Origin of the sequence: Vibrio methylphosphonaticus (genome assembly GCF_023634655.1) — a bacterium.
GTDB classification, from domain to species: Bacteria; Pseudomonadota; Gammaproteobacteria; order Enterobacterales; family Vibrionaceae; genus Vibrio; species Vibrio methylphosphonaticus.
The window spans coordinates 111461-125680 of sequence record NZ_JAMKMS010000016.1; the positions used below are offsets into that span (position 1 = coordinate 111461).

The window sequence follows — 14220 nt, forward strand, 5'->3', positions numbered from 1 at the left end:
CAGTTTTCTGCCCCTGTCTGCAAAACTGAATCCATTCGTAGACAGCATTTTCTGCTGACTATTTATAAGGGCATCAATTTGGCAAATCTTTCACAGAAAAGCAACAAAAATAGGATAAAAATTCGAGATCAAGCAAATACAAAGCATCATAAGTAAATACTTATGCACATAGAATACATATAATAGCGCACCAACAAATACAATAAACCCATCATCTGCAGAAAACTCACCGATACAGCAAGACACAAACAACTGCTCATTTCGAGATTAGCCATATTTATAGCTAACTAAAAAGGAATACTTATTCCCAAATGAATTTAACATCACTGAAACATTGATTTTCCAGTCAAACCTTATTCAGTATCAAAATCTAGATCAAAATCACAAATGCCAAGGTATTCTCTTAATTTAAGCAATAGTGCGACATAAATCACTAAACCCAGATGTAACACCTTCGTTGCTACCCAAATAAACGCAAAGATATAAACCTCTACAAAAGAAAGACGAATTAGCAATAAACACCGTTTATCACCCAAAGATAATCGCAGAAATGTTATTCAGTAGCCGTTTTTTCAGAATAAGTCGATATAAAAAACACACCTACGGTGAGGTCTCGGTGTTTAAACGGCTGGATACCTTAAAAAAACCTGAAAACAGAATGAAAAGTGAAGATGCTTACAGTAAGCGAAAGGAAGGAGATAGATTACGGTGGAATACTCAGCAAGCTGTTACTAGTGCTGCTAGCCGTCCGTGAAGAGGAGTTCGATGTGACTGCAATTATGTGAGACCGTCCACCCCGATCTACACATCACTTCTTGCTCGTTGCCTCATCAAACTGCAGACGAAAAAAAACCCCGTCTTTCGACGAGGTTTCTTAATGGTGGTCGGTGAAGAGGGATTCGAACCCCCGACCCTCTGGTCCCAAACCAGATGCGCTACCAAGCTGCGCTATTCACCGACAAAGTTTTCTACGATGTTATCGTAAGAGGAAGCTATGCTACCTAATTAATGGGGTGGCTAACGAGATTCGAACTCGCGACCACCGGAATCACAATCCAGGGCTCTACCAACTGAGCTATAGCCACCACTAATTTTGCTTTGCTAAAGCACTAAGCTTTAACTGAAATAGTGGTCGGTGAAGAGGGATTCGAACCCCCGACCCTCTGGTCCCAAACCAGATGCGCTACCAAGCTGCGCTATTCACCGACAATGTTCTTTCGAACGTTTCGTCCCGATTGTAACAATCGAAACTGGAAACCGAAGTTACCAAATAATGGGGTGGCTAACGAGATTCGAACTCGCGACCACCGGAATCACAATCCAGGGCTCTACCAACTGAGCTATAGCCACCATTATATCTTTCGCCAATTTGTTAATCCGGATGGCGCGCCTGAAAGGATTCGAACCTTCGACCTTTGGCTCCGGAGGCCAACGCTCTATCCAGCTGAGCTACAGGCGCATGCCCTATCGGCGGAGTGGAATAATACGGATATCACACTATGGCGTAAAGCACTTTTTTACTTTTTTTTATTGTTTGCCTTCTTTTTCAGCAGTTATTGGCCTAAAAGAACCAGTATGCGATGTGATTCACCCCGTGAAGCTGACAACTTGTTGTTTATTGCAACAAGTTAACAGGATATAATCACCCAATGTTTACATTGATTTAACAGCCGTTAAGTCTCAATGCAGAATAAACTAGAATCATAATAAACCCAAGCAAGCTACGACTTGCCACCTTTGGATAGTAAAGTGAGTTTAATGGATATGTCTCGTCAAATCTTAACGGTGTTGTGCGCCGCTCTAACTTTTTCTACCGCTAGCTTTGCAGCGGATGTTAATCAAGCTGAATACGATGCTATTGCAGAGCGTATTAAACCCGTAGGGAATGTTTACCTAGCGGGTAGCGAACCAGTTGCAGCGGAACCGACTGGCCCTCGTGATGGCGCCTCTGTTTATGGCATGTTTTGTACGGCTTGTCATTCAACAGGTATCAGTGGTGCTCCTAAAACCGGAGATGCTGGTGATTGGGCTCCACGCATTGCTCAAGGTAAAGATGTTCTTCTTGACCATGCTATTAAGGGCTTTAACGCCATGCCAGCCAAAGGAACCTGTATGGATTGCTCTGACGATGAAATCTCAGATGCTATCGAGCACATGATTGCGGGTTTATAGTTAAACCATTACAGAAAAGGGCACCCCGATTGGGGTGCCCTTTTTTCGTTGCGCCGGTTCAAGACCAATAATGTCATCATTTTTTGTTAAACATCGCGCGAATATTGGCAATGTGTGTTTGGCCTTTTTCCATTCTTTCTTCTTGCGATACTGGCTTTTTAACCTGCTCCCAGTCCACGTCGTCAAAAGGTAGTTCGTCAAGAAACCGGCTGTGCTCTGGTTTAATGAGCTCACCATACTGCCGTCTTTCTTTGCACAGTGAGAACGTCAATTCTTTTTGTGCCCGAGTAATACCGACATACATCAAGCGACGCTCTTCTTCGACATTCTCTTCATCGATACTGGTTTGGTGAGGCAGAATACCTTCCTCAGTGCCGAGTAGGTAAACATAAGGAAACTCTAGCCCTTTCGATGAGTGCAATGTCATTAACTGAACGGCATCACTGTCGTCATCGTCTTCACCGCGCTCCATCATGTCTCGAAGGGTTAAACGCTGCACCACTTCTTTCAGCGATTTCTCTTCTTTGTCATAGTTGTCCCCTTCTAAGTCAGCCACAATCCACGAATAAAGATCAGACACATTCTTCATGCGCATTTCCGCTGCTTTTGCACTTGAGGAGGTTTCATACAACCAATCTTCGTATTTAATATCACGCACCAGTGAACGAACCGCTTCCACCGTATTGCCGCGCTCGGCATTATCACTGATCTTTACTATCCATTGCGTAAAGCGGCGCAAGTTTTCTAGCCCTCGACCAGACAAGTGATGCTCCAGACCCAACTCAAAGCTTGCCTCAAACAAGCTCTTTCCACGCATATTGGCGTAACTGCCTAACTTTTGCAGGGTAACAGGACCAATTTCACGTCGAGGCGTATTCACAATTCGCAAGAACGCATTATCATCCGCCGGGTTCACTAAAATTCGCAGATAAGCCATGATGTCTTTTATTTCCGCACGCGCAAAAAACGATGTGCCCCCTGAAATTTTGTAGGGCACACGGTTTTGCATCAATACCTTTTCAATCAACCTCGATTGATGGTTACCTCGATACAAAATGGCATAATCTTTATAATTGGTTCGATTAACAAAGCAATGACCAATTAACTCACCCGTTATCCTCTCGGCTTCATGATCTTCATTTTTTGCCTTCAAGACCTTTAGTTTTTCACCATCGGGGATTTCGGAGAATAACGACTTGTCGAAAATATGAGGGTTATTCGCAATTAAGATATTCGCCGCACGCAAGATTCGACTCGTCGACCGATAGTTTTGCTCAAGCTTCACCACTTTTAAGCTTGGGAAGTCCTTACTCAATAGAATGAGGTTTTGTGGTTTCGCCCCTCGCCAAGAGTATATCGACTGATCATCATCACCCACGACCGTAAAGCGCGAACGTTCGCCCACTAGCAGTTTCACCAATTCATATTGGCTAGTATTGGTATCTTGGTATTCATCCACCAAAAGGTATTGAATCTTTCGCTGCCAACGCTGACGGACTTCTTCATTATTTTTCAACAGTAAAACAGGCATCGCAATCAAATCATCAAAATCCAACGCGTTGTAAGCTTTCATTTGTTCTAGATACATCTCGTAGCAAAAAGCAAAGAGCTGCTCTTGCTCTGAACGAGCGATGCCTTTGACATGTTCAGCCGATAACATGTCATTCTTCCAATTTGAAATAGCACTCATTAAGGAACGTAACAGATCTTTATCACCGTCGAGTTGCTGCTCCGTGAGTTCTTTCAATAGTGCGAGCTGATCCTGATCGTCGAACAACGAAAAGCCGGCTTTGAGCCCTAGCGCTTTGTACTCTCGACGAATAATATTGAGCCCCATGGTATGAAAGGTAGACACGAGTAAACCTTTAGACTCATTTTTCCCCAAAGTCTGACCAACACGCTCTTTCATTTCTCGAGCCGCTTTATTGGTAAAGGTCACAGCCGCGATATTTCTCGCCTTGTAACCACAGTTTTGTACCAAATGAGCTATCTTATTAGTAATCACACGAGTTTTACCCGAACCTGCACCAGCAAGAACGAGACAAGGTCCAGAGACGTATTTTACAGCCATATCTTGCTGTGGATTCAGCTTCATTATTGCACTCACTACTACGGATTTGTAACGGGCACATAATAGACCGCTGAAAGATAAGATGCCACGCTATGTCTGTCTTTCTTTAATTTTATAGAACATAGCTTAAAAATAAGTTGCGTAAATATGGGGCAATGGCCTTATAATGAATGAACGTTCATTCACTAATTGCGGATGATTGATGAGCACTATGAATGCAAAAGACAAACGGCTACAAATACTAGAAGCGGCGCAACGAATGGTCGCAGAAGTTGGTATCCAAGGTATATCAATGCAAAAACTTGCCAATGAGGCCGGTGTCGCTGCGGGAACGATTTATCGCTACTTTAACGACAAAGATCACCTGCTTGACGAACTTCGTCTTCATGTTGTTTCTTGCATGGCCAAAGCGGTACAAGTGGGTGTTGAAGCCGATAAGCCACTCAAGGTGCAATATCGTACCATGTGGCTAAATATATGGCGGATTGCGGCTTCGAATAACGATTCATTACAGACTCGAGCCCAATACGATTCCATTCCTTCCAAGAATAATCAGGAAACTCGGGAACAAGAACGAAAATTGTTTGCCCAAGTAGACAATCTATTCACCGAAGGAAAGAAACAAGGGGTTTTCAAAAGCCTCGATAATGAAATCCTTTCGGGATTAAGCTTAGAAGCGAGCGTTTCACTTGCTAGAAAGCATGCTCTCGGACTATATCAATTGGATGATAACGCGCTGGAGTCAGCGATTGAAGCCAGTTGGGATGCAATAATAAAACATTAATTTGGAGTTTTCGTCAGAATGAAAAAGTGGACATTTTTCATGCTTCTTATCGCCGTACTACTGTTCGGTAGCGTGATAGGATTTAACATGTTTAAGCAGCAAAAAATTGCTGAATACCTCGCTAACCGACCGGAGCCAGAATTCCCTGTCACCGCAACTACAGTTAAGCCCGTTGATTGGGTTCCTGTTATTGAAGTAATAGGCTTTGTTGAACCAAATCAAGGCGTGACACTAACGACTGAAACAAGCGGTGTTATCGACAGCATTTCATTCACATCTGGCTCTCAAGTTGAAGTCGGTCAAGAGTTATTAAAGCTCGATTCTGATGTTGAGAAAGCCAACCTAAAAAGTTCGGAGGCTCGCTTACCTGCAGCTCAAGCTAAATATAAACGCTATCAAGGCCTTTATAAGAAAGGGTCTATTTCTCGAGAAGCGTATGATGAAGCAGAAGCGAACTACTATTCACTTTCTGCTGATATTGAAAGCTTGAAAGCATCCATTGACCGCCGTGAAATCAAAGCACCATTTGCTGGTGTAGTTGGTATCCGTAATGTATTCCTAGGTCAATATCTGCAACCGAGTGACAAAATTGTTCGCTTAGAAGACATCAGCGTTATGAAGCTGCGCTTTACTGTTCCGCAAACTGATTTCTCAAGAATCTCAATTGGACAAGACGTTGATATTTTTGTGGATGCCTACCCTGATCAAGCCTTTAAAGGTTCAATTAGTGCAATTGAACCCGCTGTCAGTATTCAAAGTGGCTTAATTCAAGTGCAGGCCGACATCCCGAACAATGACGGTCGCCTACGTAGCGGCATGTTTGCTCGTGCTAACATCATTTTGCCAAAAATAGAGAACCAAGTGACTCTGCCTCAAACCGCAATCACCTTCACGCTGTATGGCGACAATGTCTACATTGTTGAAGACGTAGATGGTGAACAGCGAGTTAAGCAACAAGTCATTAAAGTGGGTGAACGTGCTGGTGATATTGCTCACATCCTTGAAGGGGTAAAGGCTGATGATGTCGTGGTTACATCTGGCCAAGTTCGCTTAAACAATGACGCAAAAGTTCGTATTGTTGAAAGTGATGCGACCGTACCCCCTGCTAAAACACCGATGCTGTAATTGGAGGCAAAATGCGTTTTACTGATATTTTCATAAAACGTCCTGTTCTTGCGGTATCCATCAGCTTTTTGATTGCTCTGCTTGGTTTACAAGCCGTTTTCAAGATGCAGGTACGTGAATACCCAGAAATGACGAATACTGTAGTAACGGTGACAACCAGTTATTACGGTGCAAGTGCTGACTTAATCCAAGGCTTCATTACACAGCCTCTGGAACAAGCCGTTGCGCAAGCCGATAATATTGACTACATGACCTCTCAATCTGTATTGGGTCAATCAACCATTACAGTGACCATGAAGCTCAATACCGATCCAAATGCGGCGTTGTCCGATATTTTGGCAAAAACCAACTCGGTTCGTTCCCAGCTCCCACGTGAGTCTGAAGATCCAACCGTAACGATGTCTACCGGCTCTACAACGGCGGTACTCTATATTGGTTTTACCAGTGATGAACTTGCATCGAGCCAGATTACTGATTACCTAGAGCGAGTGATCAACCCGCAGCTCTTTACGGTAAACGGCGTATCTAAAGTCGACATGTATGGTGGTATGAAATACGCGTTGCGTGTTTGGCTTGATCCGCTAAAAATGGCGGCGCTTAAGCTGACAGCAACGGACATTATGAATGTCCTTAACGCGAATAACTACCAATCGGCAGCAGGTCAAGCTACTGGCGAATTTGTCCTCTATAACGGTAGTGCCGACACCCAAGTATCGAATACTGAAGAGTTAAGTAATTTGGTGGTGATGGCAGAGGATGGTGAAGTGACTCGTTTAGGCGACATCGCTAAGGTGACGCTAGAAAAAAGTCATGACGTCTATCGTGCGAGTGCCAACGGACAAGAAGCGGTGGTTACCGCTATCAATGCTGCGCCAAGTGCTAACCCAATTAACATCGCTGCGGATGTGCTAGCACTTCTTCCTGAATTAGAGAAGAACTTGCCAAGCAATATCAAAATGAACGTCATGTACGATTCAACCGTCGCGATTAACGAATCTATCCAAGAAGTAATCAAAACTATCCTGGAAGCCGCGTTAATTGTTTTGGTCGTTATCACTTTGTTCCTTGGATCATTCCGTGCCGTATTAATTCCAATCGTAACGATTCCACTATCGTTGATTGGTGTAGCCATGATCATGCAGGCCATTGGATTCTCTTGGAACTTAATGACGCTACTTGCCATGGTACTCGCAATCGGCCTTGTGGTTGATGATGCGATCGTTGTACTCGAAAACGTCGATCGACACATTAAACTGGGTGAATCACCTTTCCGCGCAGCGATCATTGGTACACGTGAAATCGCCGTACCCGTTATCGCAATGACACTGACACTCGGTGCGGTTTATGCACCGATCGCATTAATGGGCGGTATTACCGGTTCCTTGTTTAAAGAGTTTGCTTTAACGCTTGCCGGAGCGGTATTCATTTCAGGGATTATCGCGTTAACCCTATCGCCAATGATGTGTTCTAAGCTACTAAAAGCTAACGAAACACCAAGCAAGTTTGAGCAAAAAGTACATCATGTTTTAGACAAGATGACTGCACGCTACGAAAAAATGCTATCGGCGGTCATGCTACATAGACCTGTCATCATTGGTTTTGCGATCATTGTGTTTGCTAGCCTTCCTATGTTATTTAAGTTCATCCCAAGTGAACTTGCTCCATCGGAAGATAAAGGCGTAGTCATGTTGATGGGCACAGGCCCGTCTAACGCTAACCTCGACTACTTGCAAAATACCATGAATGACGTCAATAAGATCTTAACCGAACAGCCTGAAGTTCAGTTTGCTCAGGTCTTTACAGGTGTGCCTAATTCAAACCAAGCATTTGGTATTGCTTCTATGGTTCCTTGGAGCCAACGTGAGGCGAGTCAGGCAGAAGTAGCGAACCGTGTAGGTCAACTGGTCAGCAACGTCCCAGGAATGGCGGTTACAGCGTTCCAGATGCCAGAACTTCCTGGTGCGGGATCGGGCCTACCAATCCAGTTTGTTATTACTACGCCAAACAGTTTTGAAAGCCTATTTACGATCGCTTCTGATGTTTGGACGGATGTTCAACAAAATGCTCAGTTCGTATACTCAACGCTTGATCTAAACTATGACTCTGCCACGATGAAAATCAATATCGATAAAGATATGGCAGGTGCCTATGGCGTAACGATGCAAGATATCGGTGTGACTCTGAGTACGATGATGGCGGATGGGTACGTTAACCGTATCGATTTAAATGGTCGTTCGTATGAGGTTATTCCTCAGGTTGAACGTAAATATCGTCTGAATCCTGAATCGATGAACATGTACTTTGTTCGCTCAGCTAATGGACAAGCGATTCCACTCGGTAGCCTTGTCTCCATTGACGTGGTTGCAGAGCCGCGCTCACTACCTCACTTCAACCAGCTAAACTCAGCTACCGTGGGCGCTGTTCCAGCTCCAGGTGTGGCAATGGGTGACGCAATCACTTGGTTTGAATCAGTAGCAGAGAACAAGCTGCCAAATGGTTACAGCCATGATTATATGGGTGAAGCAAGACAGTACGTAACTGAAGGTAGCGCACTCTATGCCACCTTTGGTCTTGCTCTAGCGATCATCTTCTTAGTACTTGCGATCCAGTTTGAGTCAATTAAAGACCCATTTGTTATCATGGTTTCAGTACCATTGGCGATTTGCGGTGCCTTGATTGCGCTTGCTTGGGGTGCTGCTACCATGAATATCTACTCTCAAGTAGGTCTCATTACCTTAGTGGGCTTAATCACCAAGCACGGTATCTTGATTTGTGAAGTAGCAAAAGAAGAGCAGCTGCATAACAAACTCAACCGTATGGATGCAGTAAAAGAAGCCGCGAAAGTACGTCTACGTCCAATACTGATGACAACAGCAGCGATGATTGCTGGTCTAATTCCTCTCATGTATGCAACAGGTGCAGGGGCAGCACAACGCTTCAGTATCGGTATTGTTATCGTGTCTGGTTTGGCTATTGGTACACTGTTTACTCTGTTTGTTCTTCCAGTAATTTATACTTACCTTGCAGAGAAACACAAACCTCTACCAACATTTGTCGAGGACAAAGATCTAGAAAAGTTAGCTCGCGTTGATGAAGCGAAAGCCGCTCATCGAGAACTCGCTGACAACAAATAGTCTTCTCGGCGAAAGACTACACTCTAAAAGGCCACATTGTGGCCTTTTTTATTGCCTAAATTGGCGACAATCTTAATTGAATTACATAAAATGTTGAGTAACTGCAAAGGAGCTAATTGAAATGTTTGACCCAAAGAAACTAGAACAAATTGCCAGACAGATCCACGACTCTATGCCTCAGCCTGTGAAAGAGCTCGGCACCGATGTTGATCAGAAAGTTCGTCAGGTAATTCAAGGCCAACTTAACAAGCTTGATGTCGTAAGCCGTGAAGAGTTTGACGTGCAAACCCAAGTACTGCTGCGTACGCGCCAAAAACTAACCGAGATGGAACAGAAGCTGGTGGAACTAGAGCAAAAGCTATCTGAAAAATAGCACCACCGTCTAGAGACTATCGGTGCCACTTCCGTGGCTTCAGATAAATAAAAAAGGCTTACCTTTCGGTAAGCCTTTTTTATTACTTGGTGTTAGGTAGTCACTTAGCCACCAACAGCAATACGTTTCATGTCAGTCATGTAGCCACGTAGCTCTTCACCAATGTACTCTACTGGGTGATTACGTACAGCTTCATTTACTTCAATTAGCTTACCGTTGTCTACTTGGTTAGATGTTTCACCTAAACCACGACCAATTACATCCGTCTCTACGCTAGGCATGAACTTCTCGCGAAGCAATGGTGTCGCAACATTAGCAAATAGGTAGTTACCGTACTCAGCCGTATCAGAGATAACAACGTTCATTTCATACAAGCGCTTACGTGCAACAGTATTAGCAATAAGTGGCAGCTCATGCAGTGACTCATAGTACGCTGACTCATCAATGATGCCAGACGCTGTCATCGCTTCAAATGCAAGCTCAACACCAGCACGAACCATCGCTACCATCAAGATACCGTTATCGAAGTATTCTTGCTCTGAGATTTCCACATCGCTTGATGGGTAGTTCTCAAATGCTGTTTCGCCTGTTTCTTCACGCCAGCCAAATAGATTCGCGTCATCATTTGCCCAGTCTGCCATCATCGTGCTAGAGAAATGACCAGAAATGATGTCATCCATATGCTTGTTATACAGTGGACGCATTAGATCTTTAAGTTCTTCTGATAAATCAAAAGCTTTTACTTTTGCGGGGTTAGACAGTCGGTCCATCATGTGGGTGATGCCACCAAATTTAAGCGCTTCTGTGATCGTTTCCCAACCGTACTGCAGCAATTTACCTGCGTAGCCTTCTTCGATACCATCTGCAATCATTTTTTCATAACAAACAATCGAACCTGCTTGAAGCATGCCACATAAGATAGTTTGCTCACCCATAAGATCAGATTTAACTTCAGCCACAAAAGAAGACTCAAGAACACCTGCGCGATGTCCGCCCGTTGCTGCAGCCCAGGCTTTAGCAATCTCTAGACCATCACCTTGAGGGTCATTCTCAGGGTGAACCGCAATAAGTGTTGGAACACCAAAGCCACGCTTATACTCTTCGCGAACTTCCGTACCTGGGCATTTAGGTGCAACCATTACTACTGTCAAATCTTCACGGATCTGCATGCCTTCTTCAACAATATTGAAACCGTGAGAGTAACCTAGAGAAGCACCTTGCTTCATAAGCGGCATCACCGTTTCAACGACGTTAGAGTGCTGTTTGTCTGGCGTTAGGTTAACAACAAGGTCTGCTTGGGGAATAAGATCTTCATAGCTACCAACAACAAAGCCATTATCCTTCGCATTCTTAAACGACTGACGCTGTTCATCAATCGCCGCTTGACGAAGCGCATAAGAAACATCAAGCCCAGAGTCACGCATGTTAAGACCTTGGTTAAGACCTTGCGCACCACAACCGACAATAACTACTTTCTTACCTTTCAGGTAATCCGCTTCAGAAGCAAATTCAGAACGATCCATGAAACGACAACGACCTAGCTGGTCCAATTGTTGACGCAAGTTTAGAGTATTGAAATAGTTAGCCATAGCCGGGCTCTCCTGTTGAATTCTGTCCATAATGCCGATGATTATCATCGAATGACTTCATACTAAAACAGACTTTAAGTTGCTTAAAGTGAAATATTCACAAGTTGTGATTGCAATTAATGCAACTGCATTTATCCTAAGTAATATGAATATAAAAAGTCTCCAAGCTTTTATTCACCTCTGTGAAAGTAAAAGCTTTAGCAAAACCGCAACAGCAATGCACATCAGTGCATCTGCTTTAAGTCGACAAATTCAAAAACTAGAACAAGACACACATCAAAGCCTATTCTTACGTGACAACCGCTCGGTAGAACTGACGCCAGCTGGCAAAAAATTATTGCCTATCGCCGTCAACATAGTGAGCGAATGGCAACAGTTTCAATCAGACAGCCAACATGGTGAACAAGAACTTCGCGGCAAGTTACGACTGTTTTGTTCAGTCACCGCAAGTTACAGCCATCTGCCCGAACTATTGGCAGAGTTCAGGCTGCTCTATCCCTACATCGAGTTTGAGCTCTCAACAGGCGATCCCGCGCAAGCAATAGACAAGGTCATGAATGATGAGACCGACATTGCTATCTCTGCTTTGCCCGAACTGCTTCCGGCACGACTAGAGTTTGAGACCATCAGTGAGATCCCACTATCCGTCATAGCACCAGCAGGAGTCAGCAGCTTTGGTTCTGAGCTTGCTGATGGCATGCCAGACTGGAGTAAGATCCCTTTTATCGTCCCAGAAGCGGGTACCGCTCGCGAAAGAGCTAATCTCTGGTTTAAAAAGATGCGCATTAAGCCCAACATCTATGCGCAAGTATCGGGTCACGAAGCCATTGTTAGCATGGTGGCATTGGGATGTGGCGTGGGCATTGCACCAGAGGTCGTTATCGTCAACAGTCCGGTTAGAGACAAGATCCAGCGTCTGAAACTGGAGTCCATCAAGCCATTCAAGCTAGGAGTGGTGTGTAAACGTTCGAATCTCGATAACCCACTGCTTTCCGCATTCTGGAAAGTCGCAGAGAAGGTCTATATTCAACCTTAATAAGGCTCCGTGGGATAACACCGTTGGGATACTTTATTACCCAAGTTACCGATACTATATGGTTAGTTTTCTGCTCAATAGGCTCATTGACTTATGCTCACATTCAAAAAAACGGTTATTGCTTGTACATCTATAGTGCTATTGGGTTGTACGTCTGCTCCAGATAGTGTGCCCTTATCTGAGAAGGACTATTGCGCAGAACTCTCCAACAAAGAGCACCTACCGCTATCTCACTATACTCAACCTTTCGAGACTGAAATAAAGAGCAGCACAGGTGTTTATGTCTTGGAGCAAGGGGCAGAAGCGATGATGTCTCGAGCTTGGTTGACCGAGCTGGCAGAGACTTCCATCGATGTGCAGTACTTTATCTTCTCAATCGATAACGTCGGTTTAATTGCCACCGACTATCTTGTCAGAGCGGCTGAACGAGGTGTTAAAGTTCGAGTATTGGTGGATGACATCATGCTCGACGCTAAAGGGGATGAGCTACTCATGCTGGCCGCTCATGACAACTTTGAGATAAAGATATACAACCCTAACGCGAATATTGGCAAAAACATCGTGCAGAAGATGACGACAGTCTTAACTGATTTCCACGGTATCAATCAGCGAATGCACAACAAGGTCTTTTTAGTCGATGACCAAGTGGCCATTACTGGGGGCAGAAACATTGCTGACGAATACTTCGGCTTCGACCACGAGTATAACTTCCGCGATAGAGATGTGTTTCTCGCAGGCAAAGCAGTTGAAGAGATCGACACCTCCTTTGAGCAGTACTGGAGTAGCCCGCTCAGTGTCCCTGTCGAAGATCTATTCAAATCCAATCCCTATGACAGCAACCCAGACTTTTCACGGTTGCATTCCTATGCCTGTAATCCGAAACATTTTCATCCTGAGATAAGAGCTGAAATAGATAAGGTACCAGAGACCTTTAAGGCACTGTCTAAAGAGGGAAAATTCTTATTCGTTGATAACGTTGAATACATCGCCGATAAGCCAGGTAAAAACGATCGTCAGACCTTCTTAGGTGGGGGTAGCATTACTCGCGACAAGCTAATTGATCTCGCTGAGAGCGCACAAGCATCAATTTTGATCCAAACCCCCTATCTGGTGACGACTAAAAAGGATCGTGAGTTTCTACGCAGTTTGGTTGAAAAGGGCATTTCAATAAAGATCTTAACCAATAGCTTAGCTTCCAATGACAACCTCGCCGCGTTTAGTGGTTACCAGAGAAACCGGAAGCAGCTTTTGGCCACGGGTGTAGAGGTTTATGAGTTTAAACCCGATGCCGAGGTTAGGCAGCGGGTAATGACCGAGCATATGTACAAGAAACTGCCAACCACACCTATCTTTGGTCTCCACGCTAAAAGCATGACAATTGACGACACTGTTACCGTTGTTGGCACCTACAATCTTGACCCACGTAGCGCTCATTTGAACACAGAGAGCTTTGCTATTATCCACTCACCAGAGATCACCGAGCACGTGTCAAAAGCGATGAGGATGGAAATGGAACCTGAGAATGCATGGCGGATAACGAAAGACTTTAACCCTGATAATGAAGTCAGCGTAACCAAAAGGGTTGGCGTAAAGCTGCATCGCATTGTTCCTAAGAACATTCTTTAGCTTTAGTATCGCTTGATGGGCTAGAACGGCATAGGGATAAAACGAAAAAGGCTCTAACCTAAGTCAGAGCCTTCACGCATTACAGATGCAAAAAAGCCTCGTCTTTCGACGAGGCTTTAAATATGGCAGGGGTGGAGAGATTCGAACTCCCAACACGCGGATTTGGAATCCGCTGCTCTGCCAATTGGAGCTACACCCCTAAACTGTTTCTAATCTATGCCAATTGACTCAATAAATCAACATGATAGATTCAAAAAAGCCTCGTCATTTGACGAGGCTTTTCAATAAATGGCGGAGTGGACGGGACTCG

9 protein-coding genes and 6 tRNA genes are annotated in these 14220 nt (G+C 44.3%); 7 read left to right on the plus strand and 8 right to left on the minus strand.

What is annotated here, in order from left to right; genetic code table 11:
* Positions 1 to 881 precede the first annotated feature (881 nt).
* The 5 genes from M9196_RS17845 to M9196_RS17865 all read right to left on the minus strand — a co-directional run bounded on the left by M9196_RS17845 (position 882) and on the right by M9196_RS17865 (position 1459).
* Positions 882 to 958, minus strand: a tRNA-Pro gene (locus M9196_RS17845).
* Positions 959 to 1009: 51 nt separating this feature from the next.
* Positions 1010 to 1085, minus strand: a tRNA-His gene (locus M9196_RS17850).
* A 44-nt stretch (positions 1086 to 1129) separates the two neighbouring features.
* Positions 1130 to 1206 (minus strand) — tRNA-Pro (locus tag M9196_RS17855).
* A 68-nt stretch (positions 1207 to 1274) separates the two neighbouring features.
* Positions 1275 to 1350 (minus strand) — tRNA-His (locus M9196_RS17860).
* 32 nt (positions 1351 to 1382) lie between these two features.
* Positions 1383 to 1459 (minus strand) — tRNA-Arg (locus M9196_RS17865).
* A 299-nt stretch (positions 1460 to 1758) separates the two neighbouring features.
* Here M9196_RS17865 and M9196_RS17870 point away from each other — a divergent pair.
* Entirely contained in the window at positions 1759 to 2172 is a 414-nt protein-coding gene (locus M9196_RS17870) for a c-type cytochrome (RefSeq protein ID WP_250618870.1), read from the plus strand.
* A gap of 76 nt (positions 2173 to 2248) precedes the next feature.
* Here the strand turns inward: M9196_RS17870 and rep are convergent, their stop codons facing one another.
* Positions 2249 to 4267, minus strand: coding sequence for a DNA helicase Rep (gene rep, locus M9196_RS17875; protein ID WP_250618871.1), 2019 nt, complete (start codon positions 4265 to 4267; stop codon positions 2249 to 2251).
* A gap of 178 nt (positions 4268 to 4445) precedes the next feature.
* Between rep and M9196_RS17880 the strand changes: the two genes are divergently transcribed.
* The 4 genes from M9196_RS17880 to ubiK all read left to right on the plus strand — a co-directional run bounded on the left by M9196_RS17880 (position 4446) and on the right by ubiK (position 9659).
* Positions 4446 to 5027: a TetR/AcrR family transcriptional regulator gene (locus tag M9196_RS17880; protein ID WP_250618872.1), complete on the plus strand. Its 582-nt coding sequence runs from the start codon at positions 4446 to 4448 to the stop codon at positions 5025 to 5027.
* A gap of 18 nt (positions 5028 to 5045) precedes the next feature.
* A complete protein-coding gene (locus M9196_RS17885; RefSeq protein ID WP_250618873.1) occupies positions 5046 to 6152 on the plus strand; it encodes an efflux RND transporter periplasmic adaptor subunit in 1107 nt (368 codons plus the stop codon).
* A gap of 11 nt (positions 6153 to 6163) precedes the next feature.
* Positions 6164 to 9286 (plus strand): multidrug efflux RND transporter permease subunit, encoded by a 3123-nt coding sequence (locus M9196_RS17890; protein ID WP_250618874.1) that lies wholly within the window; start codon positions 6164 to 6166, stop codon positions 9284 to 9286.
* Positions 9287 to 9407: 121 nt separating this feature from the next.
* The gene (gene ubiK / locus M9196_RS17895; protein ID WP_250618875.1) at positions 9408 to 9659 is read left to right on the plus strand and encodes a ubiquinone biosynthesis accessory factor UbiK; all 252 of its coding nucleotides are present in this window, start codon (positions 9408 to 9410) and stop codon (positions 9657 to 9659) included.
* A 104-nt stretch (positions 9660 to 9763) separates the two neighbouring features.
* Here the strand turns inward: ubiK and ilvC are convergent, their stop codons facing one another.
* Entirely contained in the window at positions 9764 to 11248 is a 1485-nt protein-coding gene (gene ilvC, locus M9196_RS17900) for a ketol-acid reductoisomerase (protein ID WP_250618876.1), read from the minus strand.
* Positions 11249 to 11393: 145 nt separating this feature from the next.
* On the opposite strand from ilvC, the gene ilvY reads away from it, so the two are divergent.
* Positions 11394 to 12284 carry an HTH-type transcriptional activator IlvY gene (gene ilvY / locus M9196_RS17905; protein ID WP_250618886.1) on the plus strand — a complete coding sequence of 297 codons (891 nt, stop codon included), beginning with the start codon at positions 11394 to 11396 and terminating at the stop codon, positions 12282 to 12284.
* A 93-nt stretch (positions 12285 to 12377) separates the two neighbouring features.
* On the plus strand, positions 12378 to 13910 hold the full coding sequence (locus M9196_RS17910; RefSeq protein WP_250618877.1) for a phospholipase D family protein: 1533 nt from the start codon (positions 12378 to 12380) through the stop codon (positions 13908 to 13910).
* Between the two features lie 123 nt (positions 13911 to 14033).
* Here the strand turns inward: M9196_RS17910 and M9196_RS17915 are convergent.
* Positions 14034 to 14110 (minus strand) — tRNA-Trp (locus tag M9196_RS17915).
* Between the last annotated feature and the right edge of the window lie 110 nt (positions 14111 to 14220).